Origin of the sequence: Streptomyces subrutilus (genome assembly GCF_008704535.1) — a bacterium.
In the GTDB taxonomy this organism is placed as follows: Bacteria; Actinomycetota; Actinomycetes; order Streptomycetales; family Streptomycetaceae; genus Streptomyces; species Streptomyces subrutilus.
Window position 1 is genome coordinate 7485769 of the sequence record NZ_CP023701.1, and the last position, 19751, is coordinate 7505519.

Annotated in this window: 19 protein-coding genes and 1 tRNA gene; 4 read left to right on the top strand and 16 right to left on the bottom strand. The window is 74.0% G+C overall.

All coding sequences use genetic code 11. The annotated features are described in order from the left end of the window. Positions 1-643 precede the first annotated feature (643 nt). The gene (locus CP968_RS35475) at positions 644-2107 is read left to right on the top strand and encodes a cellulose binding domain-containing protein (RefSeq protein ID WP_150521510.1); all 1464 of its coding nucleotides are present in this window, start codon (positions 644-646) and stop codon (positions 2105-2107) included. A gap of 62 nt (positions 2108-2169) precedes the next feature. Here CP968_RS35475 and CP968_RS33300 read toward each other — a convergent pair whose 3' ends face one another. Both CP968_RS33300 and CP968_RS33310 read right to left on the bottom strand, forming a co-directional pair. Beyond that, positions 2170-2457 (bottom strand): hypothetical protein, encoded by a 288-nt coding sequence (locus tag CP968_RS33300; RefSeq protein ID WP_150521511.1) that lies wholly within the window; start codon positions 2455-2457, stop codon positions 2170-2172. Positions 2458-3123: 666 nt separating this feature from the next. Further along, entirely contained in the window at positions 3124-3498 is a 375-nt protein-coding gene (locus CP968_RS33310) for a VOC family protein (RefSeq protein WP_150521513.1), read from the bottom strand. Between the two features lie 268 nt (positions 3499-3766). Here CP968_RS33310 and CP968_RS33315 point away from each other — a divergent pair, with 268 nt between their 5' ends. Both CP968_RS33315 and CP968_RS33320 read left to right on the top strand, forming a co-directional pair. Continuing rightward, complete coding sequence (locus CP968_RS33315; RefSeq protein WP_150521514.1) at positions 3767-4030, top strand: UBP-type zinc finger domain-containing protein; 264 nt, start codon at positions 3767-3769, stop codon at positions 4028-4030. A 219-nt stretch (positions 4031-4249) separates the two neighbouring features. Next, positions 4250-5467: a hypothetical protein gene (locus CP968_RS33320; protein WP_150521515.1), complete on the top strand. Its 1218-nt coding sequence runs from the start codon at positions 4250-4252 to the stop codon at positions 5465-5467. 84 nt (positions 5468-5551) lie between these two features. On the opposite strand, the gene CP968_RS33325 is transcribed toward CP968_RS33320, so the two are convergent. Then, positions 5552-5625 (bottom strand) — tRNA-Met (locus CP968_RS33325). Between the two features lie 61 nt (positions 5626-5686). Then, the gene (locus CP968_RS33330) at positions 5687-6583 is read right to left on the bottom strand and encodes an NmrA family NAD(P)-binding protein (RefSeq protein WP_150521516.1); all 897 of its coding nucleotides are present in this window, start codon (positions 6581-6583) and stop codon (positions 5687-5689) included. 134 nt (positions 6584-6717) lie between these two features. Between CP968_RS33330 and CP968_RS33335 the strand changes: the two genes are divergently transcribed. After that, entirely contained in the window at positions 6718-7293 is a 576-nt protein-coding gene (locus CP968_RS33335; RefSeq protein WP_150521517.1) for a TetR/AcrR family transcriptional regulator, read from the top strand. A gap of 22 nt (positions 7294-7315) precedes the next feature. Here CP968_RS33335 and CP968_RS33340 read toward each other — a convergent pair whose 3' ends face one another. From CP968_RS33340 to CP968_RS33395, 12 genes are all read right to left on the bottom strand, one after another. Then, complete coding sequence (locus tag CP968_RS33340; protein WP_208836004.1) at positions 7316-8347, bottom strand: ABC transporter permease; 1032 nt, start codon at positions 8345-8347, stop codon at positions 7316-7318. Further along, on the bottom strand, positions 8344-9948 hold the full coding sequence (locus CP968_RS33345; RefSeq protein WP_150521518.1) for a sugar ABC transporter ATP-binding protein: 1605 nt from the start codon (positions 9946-9948) through the stop codon (positions 8344-8346). The genes CP968_RS33340 and CP968_RS33345 overlap by 4 nt, the downstream gene beginning before the upstream one ends. Before the next feature lie 15 nt (positions 9949-9963). Further along, complete coding sequence (locus tag CP968_RS33350; RefSeq protein WP_150521519.1) at positions 9964-10935, bottom strand: sugar ABC transporter substrate-binding protein; 972 nt, start codon at positions 10933-10935, stop codon at positions 9964-9966. 117 nt (positions 10936-11052) lie between these two features. After that, positions 11053-11442 (bottom strand): D-ribose pyranase, encoded by a 390-nt coding sequence (gene rbsD, locus CP968_RS33355; protein ID WP_150521520.1) that lies wholly within the window; start codon positions 11440-11442, stop codon positions 11053-11055. After that, entirely contained in the window at positions 11432-12379 is a 948-nt protein-coding gene (locus tag CP968_RS33360) for a ribokinase (protein WP_150521521.1), read from the bottom strand. Before CP968_RS33360 ends, rbsD begins: the two co-directional genes overlap by 11 nt. Continuing rightward, the gene (locus tag CP968_RS33365; RefSeq protein ID WP_150521522.1) at positions 12372-13484 is read right to left on the bottom strand and encodes a LacI family DNA-binding transcriptional regulator; all 1113 of its coding nucleotides are present in this window, start codon (positions 13482-13484) and stop codon (positions 12372-12374) included. The genes CP968_RS33360 and CP968_RS33365 overlap by 8 nt, the downstream gene beginning before the upstream one ends. Before the next feature lie 141 nt (positions 13485-13625). Further along, entirely contained in the window at positions 13626-14744 is a 1119-nt protein-coding gene (locus tag CP968_RS33370) for a nucleoside hydrolase (protein ID WP_150521523.1), read from the bottom strand. 123 nt (positions 14745-14867) lie between these two features. Next, positions 14868-15512 (bottom strand): dihydrofolate reductase family protein, encoded by a 645-nt coding sequence (locus CP968_RS33375; RefSeq protein WP_150521524.1) that lies wholly within the window; start codon positions 15510-15512, stop codon positions 14868-14870. A gap of 133 nt (positions 15513-15645) precedes the next feature. Further along, entirely contained in the window at positions 15646-16188 is a 543-nt protein-coding gene (locus CP968_RS33380) for a heme-binding beta-barrel domain-containing protein (RefSeq protein WP_150521525.1), read from the bottom strand. Between the two features lie 177 nt (positions 16189-16365). After that, a complete protein-coding gene (locus tag CP968_RS33385) occupies positions 16366-17841 on the bottom strand; it encodes an MFS transporter (RefSeq protein WP_150521526.1) in 1476 nt (491 codons plus the stop codon). Positions 17842-18236: 395 nt separating this feature from the next. Continuing rightward, positions 18237-19007 (bottom strand): hypothetical protein, encoded by a 771-nt coding sequence (locus CP968_RS33390; protein WP_150521527.1) that lies wholly within the window; start codon positions 19005-19007, stop codon positions 18237-18239. Continuing rightward, complete coding sequence (locus CP968_RS33395) at positions 19004-19546, bottom strand: hypothetical protein (RefSeq protein ID WP_150521528.1); 543 nt, start codon at positions 19544-19546, stop codon at positions 19004-19006. The genes CP968_RS33390 and CP968_RS33395 overlap by 4 nt, the downstream gene beginning before the upstream one ends. Between the last annotated feature and the right edge of the window lie 205 nt (positions 19547-19751).

A 19751-nucleotide genomic window follows, 5' to 3' on the forward strand; every position in this document is an offset into this window, starting at 1 on the left:
ACCGTGCGGGGTCGTGGCAGCGGTGCGGCAGCGGGCCGGATACGTGGGGCGTGCACGGTTGTCTCCATCCCGTTGACGTTCCGGCGTCCGTAAGGAAAGTTTCCTAACGACATGGAACAACAGCGTCCACCGGAGGTGCACAAGGGCCGCGCAAGCACGCGACCAAGGCGGACCGATAGGTGAGTCCGAGACGGTCATCGCAGGCCCGGACGCGCGTCAGCGTGATGTGTCCGGGCCGCCCCCCACCCCCACTCCTCATTCCTCCCCCCCCCACAGATTTCAGGAGCTTCGTTGTCCCCACGATGGAGAGCCGCCGCCCCGGGCAGCGCCACGACCGTGCCGCCGGGCCCGGGCGACGCGGACGCCCGCCCCGCCGGCCCCTTCCCCCCACCTCCCGTCACCGCGTCCGCCGCCAACCGCCGGGCCCCGGTGCGGGGTGACGCCCCGTGGCGGCCTGACCTCCGCCTCCGCGCGATCGGGACCGAGATCACGGGCTCGCACCCGATCGTCACCTCCGGCCTGCCGGCCGGAGCCGAGGTCTCCCGCGGTCTCGCCCGGTGCCGGGAGCGGTCCTCCGGTTCCCACGCCACGGGCCTGGGACTTCCGTCCCGCCTCACCATCCGACAGCGATAGGAGGACCACCATGCGCAGAGCGATACCGGGTGCCCTGACGGCCGCACTCGCCGCCCTCGTCATCGCGGTACTGCCGGGCCTGCCGGCCCACGCGGCCGCGCCCCGGCTCACCGCGACGACCGTGCAGACGTCGGTGTGGAGCACCGGCTACGGCGCCGACGTCGTGGTGTCGAACGGCGGGGACGCCGCGTCCGCGAGCTGGGTCGTCTCGTTCGACCTGCCCGTCGGCACGGCGGTCGCCGGACACTGGTCGGCGGTGAAGACGCAGGACGGGCAGCACTACACCTTCACCAACGCCGGCTACAACGGTGACGTCGCCCCCGGCGGCCGGGAGACCTTCGGGTTCAACGCCAGCGGTCCGGGACTCCCGCTCAACTGCACGGTCAACGGCTCCCCGTGCGCCGGCGCCCCCACCACTCCGACGCCCACCCCGACTCCGCCCACGCCGACCCCGAGCCCGACTGTTCCCACCCCCACCCCCACCCCCACCGTCCCCGCAGGCCCGGTGGTCGAGGTCGCGACCGCCGCCCAGCTGACGAGCGCGCTCGCCGCTGCCGTGCCCGGGCAGACCATCCGGCTCGCCCCGGGGGAGTACCGCGGCGCCTTCGCGGCCGTCCGGGCCGGCACCGCGGCCAAGCCGATCACGCTCACCGGCCCGCGCACCGCCGTGCTCGTCAACGACGGCCCGTCCGGCGAGGCCCCCTCCTGCCCGGTCCCCACGGTCGGCTGGGACCCGGGGTACGGGCTGTGGCTCTACGGGGCCCCGTACTGGAACCTCAGCGGCTTCACCGTCAAGGACTCCAAGAAGGGAGTCGTCCTGGACGACGCGCACCACGTCACGATCGACGGGCTGTACGTCCACCACGTCGAGGAGGAGGGCGTGCACTTCCGGCGCTCCTCGGCCGACGGCGTCCTGCGCAACTCCGTCGTCGAGTACACCGGCCTGGTCCAGCCCGGGTACGGCGAGGGCGTCTACCTCGGCTCCGCCGGCTCCAACTGGGGCTGCCACGGCAACTCCGGCGGCGTGGACCGCTCCGACCGGGTGCTGGTGGAGAACAACCGGATCGGGCCGTACGTCGCGGCCGAGGCCGTCGACGTCAAGGAGGGCACCTTCGGCGGGACGATCCGGGGCAACACCTTCGACGGCCGGGGGATCAGCGGCCAGAACTCCGCCGACTCGTGGATCGACGTCAAGGGCGTCGACTACCTGATCCAGGGCAACAGGGGGACCTTCGCCCCGCCCGGAACCTTCGCCAACGGCTACGAGACGCACAACCCGGCCACCACCCCCGCCTTCCCCAACGGGTGCGGCACGGTGTGGCGGGACAACGCCTCGGACCTGGGCGGCGTCGGCGCGTACGCGGTCAAGGTCACCTCCACCTCGAAGTGCGCCGGCCGGCCCAACGTCGTGCACTCCTCCAACACGGTGACGGGAGCGGTGAGCGGACTGACCAACGTCCCCGTCACGCCGTAGCACGGGCGCGACACCCGCTACGGCCCGGTCCCCGTCCACTGCGAGGACGGGGCCGGAGCGGGTCAGCCGACGGCCCGGTCCGGCATGTGCTGCTCGGTGCCGTCGACCTCCCAGCTGCACCACAGCGCGGACGGCACGATGTGAGCCTGGCGGACCATGACCCGGAAGGGGCGGCCGGGATCCGACGGCAGGGTGCCGGTCAGCACGGTCGTCCCGGCGGCGTGCTCCTTCGCGTAGGCCACGACCTCGCCGTCGACGAGGAGCTCGATCTCGCCGGCCGAGCCCGGCCCGACGTTCACGGCGATCGAGTGGGCCCCGTGGTCCACACGGAAGTGGTGGCTGCGGTTCATGGGGCACCTCCACGGTGTCGCGACGGCCGCGCGGCCACCGCGTCCGGTGTGGTCCGGCGCCGTCTTCACGTCCGGCTCACTCCCAGTGTGCGGGCGGGTCGAGGGTGTCGGCCATTTCTGAACCCGCCTTCAGGTTGCTTCAGGGACGGTTCAGGCACCGCTCGCAGAGTGGAGGCAGCGCAGGCCGCGGACGCGGCGGGCGGCACGATCCACACGGGAGAACACGATGACCCCAGCCGTGCAGCGTTCACCGGCCGCCGCCGGAGCCTGATGGCCGCCACGACGGCCGAGGCCGCCCTGACGCTCGGCCTGGCCGCGTACGGCTCCGGCGCCGCTCCGCGCCCGGACGCCGCGAGCGCCACAGGGTGGACGTCGACGCGACGACCGGCAAGGTCACCCGGTACGTCCGCGGCACGGTCGGCTCCCCCGACGCCGACGCCGACGCCGACGCCGACGCCGACGCCGACGCCGACGCCGACGCCGGACGCACCGGTGACCGCGACCGGCTGACCAAGGGGGAGGTCCGCAGGCCGTCGGGCAACTTCGGCCGCGACTTCCACCCCTGGTCCCAGCTCGTATCGTCGACCTCCCGTCTGCGCCGGCGGGGTCTCGACACGACGTCGACGACACTCCCCAGGACGACCCCGCGGTGCGGACACCGGCCGGTCACCCCGCGCGCTCGGCGGCGCTCCGCTCCACGCAGAACTCGTTGCCCTCCGGGTCCGCCAGGGTGACCCAGCCGGTGCCGTCGGGCCTGCGGTGGTCCCCGACCACCGTGGCCCCGAGGGCGACGATCCGTTCGACCTCCTCGTCCCGCGTGCGGTCCTGGGGCTGGAGGTCCACGTGCACCCGGTTCTTGACGGTCTTCGCGTCGGCGACCGTGACGAACAGCAGCGCGGTGCCCGGCGCGGTGACCGTGGCCTCGGGGTCGCCGGGGAAGTCGTCGTCGGCGAGCGCCCCGTCCAGCACGCCGGCCCAGAAGCGGGCCAGACCGTAGGCGTCGGAGGAGTCGATGGTGAGGTGTCGTACGAGGGATGCCATGCGCCGCACTATCGGACAGGCCCACGGCCCCTGTCCAACGAGATCCGGGCCACGACGGCCTGGCGACTACGGCTCGCCGACCACGGCCCGCCACCGGCGGCCCGGTGACTACGGCCGGGCCACTACGCCCGGGCCACGACGGCCGGGTGACGGGCCAGGGCTGTTCGGCCGCCCTCCCGGCACCGCCCCCGGCCGTGTGTGATGGTCTGGAGCCGCGACGCACGCCCGGGCACGGGCCCGGCTCGCCCGACGGCCCCCGGAGGCTGCGATGACCACACCGCCCGATCCCCACCTCGCGCTCGTCCGGCCCGTGGTCCCCGCGACCCCCGAAGGGTGCGAGGACTGCCTGCGCCTGGGCACCCCGTGGGTCCACCTCAGGCTCTGCCTCACCTGCGGCCACGTCGGCTGCTGCGACTCCTCGCCGCTGCGGCACGCGCGGGGCCACGCGGCGAGCGCCGCGCATCCGATCGTGCGGTCCTTCGAACCGGGCGAGGACTGGCGCTGGTGCTTCGTCCACGAGGCCCTGGCCTGAGCACGAGCGGCCCGGGGCGGCCCACCCCCGCCGCATCGTCGCCGGGGCAAGGCCGTTCAGCGGCCCGTCGTCCACCGCGCGCACGTTCCGGACCGTCAAGTCCCCCTCCCCTCTGCGGGGATGCGCCGCGCAGGACGGCCGACGGCAACGCGCCGTCCGGGCGGGCGGGCCGGTCTCCCGGTTTTCCCCGGGCACCGCGTGCAGCGGTACGGTCTCCTCATGCAGACCAGAGGGCCGGGGCAGCAGCGGGGCCACGTGCTCCTCATAGCGGGGGACGCGGCCGTGCGCCGTCGCGCGGTACAGGTCGCGCCGAGCGCCAATCTGGCCGCGCTCGCGATGGTGCCCGTACGGATGCTGCTCAACAGCGACGTGCCGTGCGACACCACCTACCTCGACGGCGCCCGGGACCCGAACACCGTGCTGATGCGACTGCGCACGGCGGCGGCCACCCCGGGACCGCTGCTCGTCTACCTGTCGGGCCGGCTCACGGTCGACCGGCGCGGCAGCCGCCTCCACCTCGCCCTGGCGGGGACGACCGCGGCCTCCGTGCGCTACACCGCCCTGCCCTGGGAGTGGCTCGGCACCGAACTGCGGCGCCGGCCCGCGGGGCTGACGACCGTCCTGCTCGACCTGGCGGCGGACCGGGCGGCCTGGCCGCTGCTCCAGGAGGTCGGCAGCCTGCCCGCATCCCCCTCCGCCGAGGTGTACGGGGTGGTCTCACCGCCCGGATACGCGGGCGGCGGCAACACCGTGAGCAGCTACACCCGCCAGTGGATCGAGCAACTGAGCCGCAGTACCCACCGGCCCGCCAACCTCCAACTGCACGCGCTCACGGCGGGAGCGGCGGCGCTGCCGCCCGGGGCACTCGTCCTGCCCACGGCCCGGGAGCTCGGGATGCGCGCGACCCCCGCACCGTCCGCCGGCCCGGTGTCCGCACCGACCAGCGCCCCTGCGCCCGTACCCGTCCCCGTCCGCGTACCGGCGCGGCCGCGCCCGGACGCGTCCGGGCGGGACCCGCGGCCCCACATCCACGACCTGGCCACCTCCGGCCGCCACCTGGAGGCGGCCACGCTCGCCCAGGCGTGGGAGCAGTACGTGCTGCAGACCTTCGGCTACGCCTCGCCGGAGGCGACCGAGTGGGAGGAGATCCGCGCCGATCTGGCCCGGATGGCGGGCAATTTCCGGCTGGCGACGCAGCTGTGGACCAGCGCGGGCCTGACCCGGCTCACCCGCCAGCCCTCCGACGCCCCCGAGGTCAGGGCGGCCGCCGCGGGCGCCCTCTTCTGCTGGACGCAGCTCAAGGAACCGGCCGCGGCCCTCGGCGCGGGGCCCGAACTCATCCGTCTGCTGCGGCTGCTGCCCGGTTTCGACCCGAGCCACCTGAAACAGGCCCAGCAGCGCCTGGAGTTCCTGCACCGGACGCCGAGCCGACGCTGAGGACGAGGGGTCCGGTGCCGTCCGCGGACGGCACCGGACACGACCGTGGCCCGAGTCGAAAGGGACTCGGGCCACAGTGCACAGTAGCGGGGACAGGATTTGAACCTGCGACCTCTGGGTTATGAGCCCAGCGAGCTACCGAGCTGCTCCACCCCGCGTCGGTGACGTCAGCCTACGCCATGCGGGGCGCCCCGCCGACCACCCCGTGCCGCCGACGCCTCACGGCCGCGGGGCGAGGGCCCGCGCGTGGGCCCTCGCGTGCTCGGCGAAGGAGCGGGCGGCGCGCCCGGTCACGACTTCCACGCAGTCCGTGACCCGGTCCTCCGCGCCCCCGGCGACGAGTCCGTCCAGGCCCGCGAGCAGGGCGGCGAAGCCGTCGGGCACCTGCCGTGCGTAGCGCCGCCGCATCTCCTGCGCGTCCACCGCGCGGTGGCGCACGGGTCGACCGGTGACCCGGGTGAGCGTGGCGGCGACGTCGTCGTACGAGAGGGCCTGCGGCCCCGTGACGATCCAGTCCCGGTCGTGCGGGGCCGCATCGGTCAGGGCGCGGGCCGCCACCGCGGCGATGTCGTCCGCGTCGACGAAGCCCACCCGGCCCCGGCCCGTCGCCGTGGTGATCAGCCCCTCGGCGCGGATGTCGTCGGCGTGTTGGTGGGCTCCGGTGAAGTTCTGCATGAACCAGGAGGGGCGCAGCACCGCCCATTCGCCGAAGGCTCCGGGCAGCGCGGCGTGGACGGCCCCGGCGCCGGGGCCGCCGGACGCGATCTGGGAGGAGCTGAGCAGGACCGCCCGGCGCACGCCCGCCCGGACGGCGCGGTCCAGGAAGGGCAGCATGACGCGGGCCGGGTGCGTGGCGCCGACGGGCGGTACGAGGTAGACGGCGTCGGCGCCTTCGAGGGCGGCGTCGTGGGTGGCGGGCTCGTGCCAGTCGAACACCACCGGGGCCACGGTGCCCGGTGCGGCGCTGCCGCCGTGGGCGCCGGCGCCGCGCGCGAGGTCCCTGGTGGCCGCCCTGACGCGGTGGCCGTCGCGCGCCAGGAGGTGCACGAGGGGGCGGCCGGTGTTGCCGGTGGAGCCGGTCACCAGGAGGGTGCGGGTGGCGGGGGAGGCGGTCATGGGAGCCCTTTGCGAGTCGCGGCACCGGCCGGGGGCGCTCGGGATCAGGGCGGCCGGCGACGGCTATGATGTGGACCGACGGTCCGGTAGTGACGATACGGACCGCTGGTCCGTATCGCAAGGAGAGGCCACCGATGCCCGAGCCCAGACGGCGCGCCGACGCCGTGCGCAACCGCGAGGCCGTCCTGGACGCCGCCGAGGCGCTCTTCACGAGCGCCGGCCCGGCGGAGGTGAGCATGAACTCCGTCGCCGCGGCCGCCGGAGTCGGAAAGGGTACGGTCTTCCGCGCGTTCACCGACCGGACCGGCCTGCTCCAGGCCCTGGCCGAGCGCCGCTCCGCGCCCCTGCGCGAGGCCGTCACCGCGGGCCCGGCCCCCCTGGGCCCCTCGACCCCGCCCCGCGACCGCGTCCCGGCCCTGCTCGACGCCCTCGCCGGCTTCAAGCTGGACAACCGGAGCCTCTACCTGGCGCTGGAGGACGACGGCGCCGCCAGCCCGTACCGCAGCGCGTCGTACGCCTGGTGGCACCACACCCTGTGCGAGGCCCTCGGCGAGCTCACCGACCCCGCGCACGCCTCCTATCTCGCCCACCTGCTGCTGGCCGCCGTACGGGCCGACCTCGTCAGCCACCTCGCCGCCACCGAACACCTCACCGGCGACGAGATCCGCACCCGCCTGCGCGCCCACGTCGAGGCCGTGCTCCCCGGGTAGCGCGGCGGACGCGGACGCGCCGTCAGCCCAGCGGCGTGAGGCGCCGGGCCAGCCGACCGCGGTAGTGGTCCACCACCACCGCCACCACGATGACCGCGCCGGTGATGATCTGCCGCTGGAAGTCGGACACCCCCATCAGCAGCAGCCCGTTCGTGAGCACCCCGAGCAGGCAGGCCCCCAGCAGGGTGCCCACCATCGAGCCCTTGCCGCCGGACAGCGAGGCCCCGCCGATGACCACCGCCGCGATCGCGCTCAGCTCGTAGCCCCCGCCGATGATCGGGCTCGCGATCGACAGCCGGGCCATGTACGTCACCGCCGCGATGCCCACCGCGAACCCGGCGATCACGAAGACGGCCACCTTCACCACGCCGGTCCGGTGCCCGGAGAGCCGTACGGCCTCCTCGTTGCCGCCGATCGCGAAGACCAGCCGCCCGAAGACGGTACGGGTGAGGACGACATGGCCCACCGCGACCATCGACAGCGCGATCCAGAACAGCGCCGGCACGCCCAGCAGGGTCGCGGTCCCGAACCGGCCGAAGCCGGGCGGGAAGTCGTAGAGGGTCTTGGCGTCGGTGTACTGGAGGGCCGCGCCCCGGGCCATGTTCAGCATGCCGAGCGTGACGATGAACGACGGCACCTTCCAGTGCTCCGACACGAAGCCGTTCACCAGCCCGCAGACCATCCCGACGGCCGCCGCCACCAGCACGGCCAGCAGGACCGCCACCGACGGCGACAGGCCGCCGGACGTCAGCACCTCGCCCGAGACCACCGCGGACAGGGCCATCACCGCGCCCACCGACAGGTCGATACCGCCGACGAGGATGACGAACGTCATGCCGACCGCGAGCATCGTGTTCAAGGTGATCTCGGTGGCGATGTGGGTGAGGTTCGCCCGGGTCGCGAAGTGCGGTGCGGCCAGTGCGAACACGGCCACCAGGGCCAGCAGCGCCACCCCGATTCCCGCCTCGCCCATCACCTGCCGGGCGAACGAGGAGGCGGCCGGGGTGCGCCGCACCGCCGGAGCGGCCTGCGCGGAGGACGTGGACGTGGTCACGGGGTGTCACCTTTCGTTGCGGGGGCCGGCCGCGGGACCGCGTCCGGTGGCGGCGGGTCCTCACCGCCCGGGGCGCCCACGTAGCCGGAGTACGCGAGCGCGAGGATGCGGGCACTGTCGAAGTCCGCGCGGGCCACCTCGCCGGCGAGGCCGCCGCGCGAGAAGACGAGGATCCGGTCGCAGACGCCCATCAGTTCGGGCAGGTCGGAGGAGACCACCAGCAGGGCCCGCCCCCCGGCGGCCAGTGCGACGAGCTGTTGGTGGATCTCGTAGCGGGCGCCGACGTCGATGCCGCGCGTGGGTTCGTCCACCATCAGGACGTCGGCGCCGGCGAGAAGCCAGCGGCCCAGCACGACCTTCTGCTGGTTGCCGCCCGAGAGGGTTCCGACGGCCGTCCGCACGCCCGGCGTGCGCACCGCGAGCGCGGCCACCGCCTCCCGCGCGTGCCGCTCCTCCTCGCCCCGGCGCAGCAGGCCGCCGCGGGAGACCGCGCCGGTCGCGGCCAGGGTGACGTTCGCCGCGACCGGCATCCCCAGCACCAGCCCCTGCCCCTTGCGGTCCTCGGTCAGCAGCCCCAGCCCGCGGCGGACCGCGTCCCGGGGCGAGCGGATGCGCACCTGGCGCCCCCGCAGCAGCACCCGGCCGCCGGTGGCGCGGTCGGCGCCGAACAGGGCGCGCACCGTCTCCGTGCGCCCGGACCCCACCAGGCCCGCCACCCCGACGACCTCGCCCGCGCGCAACGCGAAGGAGACGGGCCGGCCGCCGGGCGCGGTCAGCCCCTCGACGCGCAACAGTTCGGGACCCGGTTCGCGCGGGACGTGCGGCGGGTACTCGCGCTCCATGTCGCGGCCGACCATCAGCCGGATCACCTCGGCGGTGTCCGTGCCGGCCAGGTCCTCGGTGACGACGTGCCGGCCGTTGCGCAGCACCGTCATCCGGTCCCCGATCTCGAACACCTCCTCCAGGTGGTGGGAGATGTAGAGCACGGCCGTGCCCCGCGCGGTCAGCCGGCGCAGCAGGGCGAACAGCCGCCCGGTCTCCCGCGGGGTGAGAGTGGCCGTCGGTTCGTCCATGACCAGCACCCGGCAGTCCTGCCACAGGGTCCTGGCGATCTCCAGCAGTTGCGCCTGGGCGATGCCGAGGCGGTCCGCGCGGATACCGGGGGAGACCTCCAGCCCCACCTCGGCCAGCAGTCCGGCCGCCCTGCGGTGCAGGGTGCGCCGGTCCACCAGGCCGAGCCGGCGCGGCAGCCGCTGCAGGAAGAGGTTCTCCGCCACCGACAGGTTCGGCAGCAGGTTCAGCTCCTGGTGCACCACCTGGACGCCCGCGCGCATCGCCGAGGCCGCGTCCGCCGGGGCGTACGGGAGCCCCGCGAGCCGCATGGTGCCGGAGTCGGGGGCCTGGACTCCGCCGAGGATCTTCACCAGGGTGGACTTCCCGGCGCCGTTCTCCCCGAGCAGCGCGTGCACTTCGCCCGCCCGCAGGTCGAGCCGTACGCCGTCGAGGGCGACGACCCCGGGGAAGGCCTTGGCTATGCCGGAGGCCTCGAAGAGGGGTTCGGGGGCGCCGGGCGCTGCCGGACGCGGGGCGGCGCCGTTCACGGTGCGGTCCACCGGTCAGCCGAGGTCGGCCGCGGTGACGACCTTGATCGTGGTCTTGACCCAGCCCTTCGGCGGCTCCTCGCCCTTGACCGCCTTCATGGCCTGGTCGATGCCGTCGCCCGCCTGCTGGGCCGCGTACTGGTCCACCGTCGCCACCACCGTGCCGTCCTTCACGTAGGGGCGGACGGCCTCGATGTTGTCGAAGGACGCGATCTTGACCTTGCTCTGCTTGGCCTGGACCGCCTTGACCGCGCCGAGCGCCATCGAGTCGTTGGACGCGAGGACGCCCCGCACGTCCGGATGGGTGGTCAGCCAGTTGCCGACCACCGTGTACGCCTCGTCCGTCTCCCAGTGGGCGGTCTTGGAGTCCACCACCTCCAGACCGGCCGCCCGCGCCGCCGCCTCGAAACCGGCCTTGCGCTGCTGGGCGTTGGCCGCACCGGGGTTGCCCTCCAGGATGACGACCTTGGCGCCCCTGCCCAGGGCCTTGCCCAGCACCTCGCCCGACAGCCGGGCGCCCTCGGTGTTGTCCGGGCCGACGAACGGGATCTCCAGGCCGGCCGCCGCGAGCGCCCTGTCGTCGAGCTTCACGTCGATGTTCACCACCTTCACGCCCGCCTTCACGGCGCGGCCCAGCGGGGCCACCAGGGCCCGGGAGTCGGCCGGAGCGACGACGATGGCGTCGGCCCGGTCGGTGATGCAGCCGTTGATGGCCGCGACCTGGCCGTCGATGTCGGTCTCGTTCTGGATGCCGCTGGCCCTGAGCACGAGGTCGCCGCGCTGCTTCGCGTGCTCCTCGGCCCCCTTCTGCATGGTCTGGAAGTACTCGTTGCCGAGCGACTTCATGACCAGGCAGACGGTGGGCCGGGCGCTCGCCTTCCGGTCGGCGGCGCCCTCGCCCTCCTGCCCGCACGCGGTGAGCGCGGAGGCCAGCAGGAGGGTGGTGCAGGAGGCGATAAGGAATGATCTATTCCGGTTGACTGACATGACAATCTCCTCGGCTGGAAGCGAAGTCGGAGAAAACGGAAGGGGAGAGAGGGACGGACGGAGACGGAGGGAAGGGGCGGGGGAGCGGCGTGCCGCCGGGGTGCCCGGAGGGCCCCGTCAGAAGGGGACCCCGGCCCGCAGCACCACGTTGGCGTACGGGGTCGCCTCCCCGGTCCGGACCACCGCGCGGGCCCGGCCGGTCAGTTCCTTGAGCTCGGCGTGCGCGACCCGGTCCACGGGCAGCCCGGCCAACTCCCGCGCGAACACCGCCAGCAGCCCCGGATCGGCGGCCTCCGCCGCGACCGTCGCCCGCTCCGCGGCCAGCTCGCCCAGCACGCAGGCCAGCACCGGACCCAGCGGCGGATCCCCGCGCCGCCACACCAGGTCCACGCACTCCACCCCGGCCGGTACGGGCAGCCCCGGATCGGCCACGACCAGCAGCTCCCCGTGCCCCAGCGAGGCCACCAGGTGCAGCAGCCGCGGATGCCACAGCCCCTCAGCGCGCACGGCCCGCCACCCCCGCTCCGGAGCGCACCAGCAGACCGTCCACCTCGGCCCGGGTCGGCAGCGCCGCCTGGGCTCCGCGCCGGGTGGTCGCCAGCGCCCCCGCCGCGCAGGAGCGCCGTACGGCTTGCGCGAGCGGAACCCCGGCGCCCAGGGCCAGCGCCAACTGCGCGCAGAAGGCGTCCCCCGCGCCCACCGTGTCCACCGCGGCGACCGGGAACCCGTCCTCGGCCACCGGACCGTCCGGACCCGCCGCCACCGCACCCGCCGCGCCCAGGGTGATCACCACGGTGTCCGGGCCCAGCGCCCGCAGCCGCCGCGCGTGCGTCGCCCAGTCGGGCTCCGGACCGGGCGCCAGCAGCCCCGCGGCCTCGGTCTCGTTGACCACCAGGACGTCGACCGCCGCCAGCAGCTCCGAGGGCAGCGGCAGGGCCGGCAGCGGCGCCGCGTTCAGCACCGTCAGCGCCCCCGCCGCGCGCGCCGAACGGGCGGCGGCCAGGACCGTCTCGACCGGGACCTCCAGCTGGAGCAGCAGGGTCTCACCCGGACCGGCCGGCTCCGCCAGCTCCTCCAGCGCGGGCACGTCCAGCCGGTGGTTGGCACCGGGGGAGAGGGTGATGGTGTTCTCCCCGTCCCGCTGGACGACGATGAGCGCCAGGCCCGTCGACACCCCGGGAAGCTGGGCGATCCCCCCGGCGTCCACGCCCTCGGCCAGCAGCCCGGCCCGCAGTTCACCGCCCAGCGTGTCCTCGCCGAGCAGGCCCACCATCCGTACGCCGGCGCCGAGCCGGGCGGCGGCCACGGCCTGGTTGGCGCCCTTGCCGCCGGCCCCGCGCACCACATCGGCCCCGGAGACCGTCTCGCCCGGCCGTGGCAGCCGGGACACGGTGACCGACAGGTCCATGTTGAGGCTGCCGATCACGACCAATCGCTCATCCATCGCTGCGGGACTCCTCCGCCTCGTACGGGGTGGAGGCGGGGGCGTGTTCGCCGCCCGCCGGGTCGAGGCAGCCGCAGGAGCCCCGGGCGAGCAGGGACACCGGCAGCACGTCCCGGGTCGGCGGCAGGTCCGGGTCCCTCATCCGGCCCAGCAGCCGTCGTACGGCGGTCCGCGCGAGCCCCTCGAAGGGCTGGCGCATGGTGGACAGCGCCGGACAGGTGTAGGCCCCGGCCGCGATCCCGTCGAAGGACACCAGCGCCAGGTCCTCCGGCACCCGGATGCCCAGCTCGGTGGCGGCCCGCAGCACCCCGAACGCCTGCTCGTCCGAGGTGACGAACAAGGCGTCCACCGACCGGTCCAGCGACAGCAGCGCCCGCCCGGAGCGGTAGCCGTCGAGCCGCCCGAACTGGCCGTGCAGCAGCGGGGCCGCCTCGGGCAGGGCCTCCCAGCCGGTGGTCCCGCCCGAGCCGGACCCCGCCCGCAGGCCCGCCGCCTCCAGGGCGGTGCGCCAGCCCACCACCCGGTCCACCGTGGGGTGGATGCCGACCGGGCCGGCGATGCAGCCGACCCGGCGCCGGCCGTGGGCCAGCAGGTGCTCGGTGGCGGCCCGCGCCCCGCCCGCGTTGTCGACCACGACGTGGGAGGCGGCGACGCCGGTCAGTTCGCGGTCGAAGACGATGCTCGGGACGGCGGAGCGGGCCAGCTCGGCCCGCCACGGCCGGTCGCCCTGGGAGGGGATGAGCACCAGCCCGTCCACCTGGCGGTCCACGAAGGTCCGGATGTAGCCGGCCTCGCGGCCCGGATCGTCGACCGTGTTGCCCACCAGCAGGGTGTAGCCGGCGGCCCAGGCGTGGTCCTCCAGGGAGCGGGCCAGCTCCGCGAAGAACGGGTTGGCCGCGTCCGGCACGACCAGCCCGAGCGTCATGGTCTGGCTCATCCGCAGCGAGCGGGCGACCGCGTTGGGCCGGTAGTCGAGGGTGCGCACCGCCGCCAAGACCCGCTCCTTGGTGGCCGGGGCCACCGACCGGGGCCCGTTGTTGAGCACGTAGCTGACGACCGCGGGGGAGGTGCCCGCGAGCCGTGCCACGTCCTGCCGTGTAGCCATGCCGAACACTCCCGGAGATGGGGACGAATGCCACGTGTCGCTCCTGCAACACGAGTTGGCAACTCGTGTTGCGCGGAGTATGGGAAGCAACCGTGGCAACCGCAAGACCCCGGATGCGGTCGATTGACACGCTTCACCACGTCAGGCGCGGCGCAGCAGACCCACGTACAGCGACCAGAACCGGGCGGTGTCGATCCCCGTCACCACCGTCGCCTTCCGGGTCCCCGCCGGGTTGCGGGGCGCCGAGAACTCGTCGAGCCGGTAGCCGAGCGAACGCCCGTAGTCCGGACCGAAGTCCGCGTCCACGTCCACGTACCGCTCCTCGGGCGCGACGGCGACGGCCGGGTCCAGCAGGACGGCCGCCGTCAGCGCGTCCCACACGTACGTGAAGTGCTGCGGGTCCTTCGCGAACTCCGGGCCCTGGAGGTCCTTGAACATCTTCTTCACCGGGGTCGAGGGGCCCGCGGTGACGGCCTCGTACTGCGTCCTGGTGTACTTCACGTGCTGGGCCGCGTCGTCCGGCAGCACCGTCTGCCGGGGGAACGGCGTACGGACGGCGATCCGCGCGGACTCCGGGTCGAACCACCAGTTGAACTCGGCCGCCGGGGTGATGTTGCCCGGCTTGTCGAAGGCGCCGCCCATGTAGACGACCTCCTTGAACAGCGGCACGATCTCCGGATGGCTGCGCACCGCGAGCGCCAGGTTGGTGGCCGGTCCCGCCGCGATGAAGGTGATCTGGTGCGGGTGCCGCCTGACCTGCTCCACGATGAAGTCGACGGCGCCGGAGCGGACCGGCCGCGTCTTCGCGTACCCGCCGTACGGGGGCTCCGCGAGCCGGTCGTGGGCGGGCGGACGCGCGGACTCGAAGGCGCCCGTCCAGGGCGCGGTGCCGTAGAGCGCGTTCTCGGCGGCCAGCCGCTCCCGGCGGCCGGGCATCAGCGGCTCCCCGGCCCCGGCGGCCACCGGGACGTCGGAGCGGCCGGCCAGCTCCAACTGGCGCAGCGCGTACGCGGTGCCCTCCTCGACCCAGGTGTTGCCGGAGACGACCGTGACGCCGAGGAGGTCGACCTGCGGGGACGCGGCGAGCATGAACATGGTGACGGCGTCGTCGTTCAGCTCGCCCATGTCGGCGTCGAGGATGACCTTGCGGACCGGCCCGGAGGCGGCGGCCTCCGGATCGGCCGCGGCGGTGGACGCGGTGACGAGGGGGACCGCCAGGACGGCGGCGAGCACGGACGACAGCAGGGCGTTCCTGCGCATGGGGAAACCTCCACGACGGCGGTGACGGGCCGCGCGAGTATGGGAAGCAACCCGCTCAACGGCAAGAGCCGCGCACCACCGCACGCACCGGCGCACGCACGGCCCCCGCCGCAGGCCGCCGGGTCACCTGCGCCAGAACAAGTGGTGCGTCACCCCGCTCGGGCTGGGCACGACGTCGAGGTGGAAGCGGTCGAGCAGTTCGTCGGGGGACTCCCAGAGCCGCAGCCCGGACCCGAGCTCCACCGGTGAGACCGCCACGTGCAGGGTGTCGACGAGGTCGGCGTCGAGGAACTGCCGGATCGTGGTGACCCCGCCGCCGAGCCGCACGTCCTTGCCCCGCGCCGCCTCCTTCGCCCGGGCGAGCACATCGGCCGGGTCGCCCGCGACGAAGTGGAAGGTCGTGTCGGAGAGCGTGAAGGACGGCCGCTCGTGGTGCGTCAGGACGAACACCGGCGTGCGGAACGGGGGCTCGTCCCCCCACCAGCCGCACCACTCGTGGTCCTCCCAGGGCCCGCGCTGCGGCCCGAACTTGTTGCGGCCCATGATCTCGGCGCCGATGTTGCGCGGGTAGTCCCGCGTGAGGTAGTCGTCCAGGCCCCGGCTGCCCCCGGGATCGGTGCGCATGGGCCAGCTCGCCGTGGCGCCGGCCCAGGCGAACAGCCGCCCGGGATCGACGTGGCCGAACGGCCGCTCCAGGCTCTGGTCCTCGCCCGCGCCGATCCCGTCGCTGGATACGTTGAAGTTCTGCACTCTCAGGAGCTGGGTCATGGGTTCCTCCCGTGTCGTCCGACCGTGAAGGACATGACTGCCCGGGCCGGGAAAACTCATCGGTGCCCGCGACACCGCCCGGAAACCGGGTGCGTGCGCGCGGCCGGCACGCCACCCGGTCCCCGGGACGCGTTCAGGACGGGCGCAGCCGCAGGTGGGTCGTGAGGTGGTGCTGGAGCGGCTGCCCCACGGCGGCCATGTCGTGGACCACCGTCATCCGGCCCTCGTCCACGGTGTAGTGGCGCCGGGTGCCGGTGACCTCCTTGGCCAGCGGCGTCAGCGACACCTCCTTCGTCCCGATCTCGAACTCGGTGCCGGCCGCCCGTCCCACGTACGTCTCGACGATGCCGGTCGGGTGGGCCAGCACCACCTCCAGGGTGGCGTCCGGCGTCACCCGCCACCACCCGGACTCGCGCCCCGCCGGCCGCACCGGGACCCCGTCGCCGTCGACCAGCCAGGCGCGGGCCTCATAGCGCAGGAAGGGGCGGCCGTCGTGGCTGAAGGTGATCTCCTGCTCGTACCGGAAGTCCTGCGGGAGGGTCGGATACTCGCCCCGGCCCCGTCCGTGCCAGCGCCCCAGCAGCGGCAGCACCGGCCCCAGCAGGGGATGCGGCTCGGGGCCCTCGCCGAGGACGTGGCTGTCGGGGTAGGGGTTGTCCCGTACCGGTTCGAACATGGTTCACCCTGCTTGTCTGTGTCGGTTCTCGTGCCGCGCGAGGACAACTATGGCCCAGAACGCGCGCCTTCCCCGGCGCGCACCGCTGTGCGCCGGGGAAGGCGGGGGTCGGTCGTGGCCGGTCGCAGGCCGCTTCGTGGCGCGCGGACCGTCGGCGGGACTGCGCTCGCGCCGTCGTCAGGCGGCCGGAGCGTCGGCGGCCTCGCGCGCGGAGAGGGGGGTGGCGATCTGCTCCAGGGAACGCCCCTCGGCGGCGACCGCGAAGAAGACCGCCACCACCCCGGCCGCCACCATCAGCGAGGCCCCGATGCAGAAGGCGATCACGGCGTCGCCCACCACCCCGCTCGACGTGAGGCCCGCGAAGATCAGCGGACCGGAGATGCCGCCCGCCGCGGTGCCGATCGCGTAGAAGAAGGCGATCGCCATCGCGCGCGTCTCCATCGGGAAGATCTCGCTGACGGTCAGGTACGCCGAACTGGCCCCTGCCGAGGCGAAGAAGAGCACCACGCACCAGCAGGCGGTCATCGTCACGGCGGACAGCTTGCCCGCCCCGAAGAGCCACGCGGTCCCGAAGAGCAGCAGCCCGGACAGGATGTACGTCCCCGAGATCATGGGCCGCCGGCCCACGGTGTCGAACATGCGGCCCAGCAACAGCGGGCCGAGGAAGTTGCCGAAGGCGATGACGGCGAAGTAGTAGCCGGTCACCCCGCTGGAGACGTCGAAGAACGTGACGAGGATGGAACCGAAGCCGAAGGTGATGGCGTTGTACAGGAAGGCCTGGCCGACGAAGAGGGACAGTCCCAGCACGGCCCGGCGCGGATAGGAGCGGAACACGGTCTTCGCGATCTCGCCGAAGCCGATGCTGCGGTGCTGCACCACGGTGATGGACTCGTCCGGCTCCGGCAGCCGTACCCCCTTCTCCGCCTCCACCTGCCGTTCCACGTCGGCGACCAGCGCATCCGCCTCCTCGGCCCGGCCGTGGATGAACATCCACCGCGGACTCTCGGGCACGTGGCGCCGTACGAGCAGGATGACCAGGCCGAGCACGACGCCCAGGGCGAAGGTCAGCCGCCAGCCCACCGAGGCCGGGAACAGGTCGGTGTTGAGCGCGACGACCGACAGCAGCGACCCCGCCACCGCGCCCAGCCAGAAGCTGCCGTTGATGATGAGGTCGACCCGGCCGCGGTACTTGCTGGGGATCAGCTCGTCGATCGCCGAGTTGATGGCGGCGTACTCACCGCCGATGCCGAAGCCGGTGAGGAAGCGGAACAGGAAGAACCACCAGGCGGAGAAGGACAGCGCCGTCATGGCCGTGGCCGCCAGGTAGACCGCCAGTGTGATCAGGAACAGCTTCTTGCGGCCGTAGAGGTCGGTCAGCCGGCCGAAGAACAGGGCCCCGAAGCAGGCGCCCGCCACGTAGAGGGCGGCCGCGACGCCGGTGACCTGGGCGTCGGTGATCGAGAGGCCGCTGCCGTCCTCCGAGAGCCGGCTCGCGATGTTGCCGACGATGGTCACCTCGAGGCCGTCCAGCACCCACACGGTGCCCAGCCCGATCACGATCATCCAATGCCAACGGGACCAGGGGAGCTGGTCCAACCGTGCCGGGACCTTGGTCGTGACCGTCCCGCTCTTCGATTCATCAGGTTCGGACATGCACCGGCGTCTGCCCGGCCCGGAGCGCGGGCAAACGGGCCGTCAGGGGGACGTCCGCCCGTGCGCCGCCCTGCCCGCCGTGCCGAGCACGCTCAACACCCTGCTGCCGCACACGGCTTCGGACCCTTCGGGCGCGACCGCCACCATGGCTCTACACGGACGGACTCGTCGAAGAGCCGGGCGAGGACCTCGAAGAGGGTCTCGCCCGGCTCGCCGGGACCGCGGTGCGGTTGGTGCGGGGACGGCCGCGAGAAGGCCCCGGCCCGGACGCCGGCCGCGCTGCGTCCGGACGACCGGGACGACATGTGCGTCCTGGACGTCCACGTGCCCCGGGACCCGTGAGGCGGCCCGGGGCACGTGGACGTCTCCGGCGGCCGCCCGGTGGACCTGACGGATCAGGTGTCGAGCAGCCGGTTGACGAGCGACCGGTACGCCCGCAGGGCCAGCCGCAGGTCTTCGGTGGCCACTTCCTCGCCGCTGTCCCACTGCTTCTCCAGCCGGCTCCGGTGCTCGGCCAGGGTGCCCGCGAAGGCCTGCATGACCTCTGCGACCAGGGTGTCGGCGGACCGCACGGCTTCGCGCGGGTCGTCCACGAAGCGTCCCTGGATCTCGCTCCACGTCGTGCGGTACGACTCCGCCTCGGCCGCGCCGAGGAGCGGCTCGCCGTCGGTGTCCCCGGCGTGGGCGCCCGTCACCGCACCCGTTCCCGTGCCTTCCGGACGGCCGCCGTCGCCCGGAGGACCGCCGTCAGCGGTCCGCCCGGTGCCGTTGCGGCCGGGTCCGTCCAGGTCGCGGGTGGCCTCGCCCGGGAAGACGGCTGCGTCGGCGTCGGCGCCCGCGCCGGGGCCCGTCCCGGGCTCCGGCTGGCGGTAGGGGTCCACACCCTGGTCCACGCCCTGGCCCAGCCCGGCGTCCGGGTCGTTCTGCAGCCCCGCGTGCGGGCCGGACTCCCGGCCCAGGGCGGGGTCGGTGGCCGGGTCGGTCGCGTGGCCGCCCTCTGTTCCGGGTACCCAGCGGGCCTCGCGCCCGGCCTCGTGCTCCGCTCCGCGGTCGATGCGCGGGTCGGCGGCGCGCTCGGCGTGTATGCCGGGACGCGCGAGGTCCTCGGTCGTCAGGACGGGCTCGTCCGCCCGCTCGGCCTTCTCGTCGCGGTTGCGCATGCTCATCGGCTCCTCTGGTCGCCGAGCAGCTCCTCGAAGAGGGCGCGGTAGTGCACCATCGCCCCTCGGAGCTCCTCTGTCGTCACTTGTCCCTCACCGGAGCGCACCTTCACCGCGTGGGCGGCCCGGTACTGCTCCAGCGTGTGTCCGTGCTCCACCGACAGGTCGCGTAGCTGTCCGCGGTAGCCGTCGGTGGGGTATCCGCGCTCGCCCATCAGGCGGGTGACCAGCTCGTCGGCCTCGGCCACGGAACCCTCCGGCCGGTCGACGAACCGCTGCTGGACCCCGCTCCACTCTTCCGCGTACTGGTGCCGGCGCTCGGCCGGCAGCTCCTTGATCTCAAGCTCGTCGTGCCGGCTCTCGCGGGCCCGCAGCTCACGTTCGGCGGCCATCCTGCCGCCCTCGTCCTCGACCGTGCGCTCGTACTCCGGCCCGAAGCGCTCCCGCAGGTGGCGCCGGCGTGACAGCGTCCACAGGAGCGCCGTGAGCGCGATGACCACGACCGCCGCGACGACGATCACGGCTATCAGCGTGCTGGTTGACATCTCCGCCCTCCATTCAGGCCATTCAGGGGGCTCGTCCGATTCGTTGACGCGGCTGCCCGCCCGGCCGCAGGTCAAACCCGTCGGGAGGACGCGCATGGTCGCATCTTCTCCGGGCACGTGCCTCACGTGGCCCCCGGTTTCACGGACCCGGCCCGGGGCCCTCGCACGGGCCGACGGGCCGCCCGTGCACGACCGCCGGGGCCCG

Bases quoted from the DNA above. Each gene is read 5' to 3' on its own strand.
- CP968_RS33350 (WP_150521519.1), bottom strand. From the start codon at position 10,935: ATGTCAGTCAACCGGAATAGATCATTCCTTATCGCCTCCTGCACCACC.
- CP968_RS33315 (WP_150521514.1), top strand. From the start codon at position 3,767: ATGACCACACCGCCCGATCCCCACCTCGCGCTCGTCCGGCCCGTGGTC.
- CP968_RS33390 (WP_150521527.1), bottom strand. From the start codon at position 19,007: ATGAGCATGCGCAACCGCGACGAGAAGGCCGAGCGGGCGGACGAGCCC.
- CP968_RS33395 (WP_150521528.1), bottom strand. From the start codon at position 19,546: ATGTCAACCAGCACGCTGATAGCCGTGATCGTCGTCGCGGCGGTCGTG.
- CP968_RS33365 (WP_150521522.1), bottom strand. From the start codon at position 13,484: ATGGCTACACGGCAGGACGTGGCACGGCTCGCGGGCACCTCCCCCGCG.
- CP968_RS33310 (WP_150521513.1), bottom strand. From the start codon at position 3,498: ATGGCATCCCTCGTACGACACCTCACCATCGACTCCTCCGACGCCTAC.
- CP968_RS33300 (WP_150521511.1), bottom strand. From the start codon at position 2,457: ATGAACCGCAGCCACCACTTCCGTGTGGACCACGGGGCCCACTCGATC.
- CP968_RS33370 (WP_150521523.1), bottom strand. From the start codon at position 14,744: ATGCGCAGGAACGCCCTGCTGTCGTCCGTGCTCGCCGCCGTCCTGGCG.
- CP968_RS33320 (WP_150521515.1), top strand. From the start codon at position 4,250: ATGCAGACCAGAGGGCCGGGGCAGCAGCGGGGCCACGTGCTCCTCATA.
- CP968_RS35475 (WP_150521510.1), top strand. From the start codon at position 644: ATGCGCAGAGCGATACCGGGTGCCCTGACGGCCGCACTCGCCGCCCTC.
- CP968_RS33360 (WP_150521521.1), bottom strand. From the start codon at position 12,379: ATGGATGAGCGATTGGTCGTGATCGGCAGCCTCAACATGGACCTGTCG.
- CP968_RS33335 (WP_150521517.1), top strand. From the start codon at position 6,718: ATGCCCGAGCCCAGACGGCGCGCCGACGCCGTGCGCAACCGCGAGGCC.
- CP968_RS33385 (WP_150521526.1), bottom strand. From the start codon at position 17,841: ATGTCCGAACCTGATGAATCGAAGAGCGGGACGGTCACGACCAAGGTC.
- CP968_RS33380 (WP_150521525.1), bottom strand. From the start codon at position 16,188: ATGTTCGAACCGGTACGGGACAACCCCTACCCCGACAGCCACGTCCTC.
- CP968_RS33375 (WP_150521524.1), bottom strand. From the start codon at position 15,512: ATGACCCAGCTCCTGAGAGTGCAGAACTTCAACGTATCCAGCGACGGG.
- CP968_RS33330 (WP_150521516.1), bottom strand. From the start codon at position 6,583: ATGACCGCCTCCCCCGCCACCCGCACCCTCCTGGTGACCGGCTCCACC.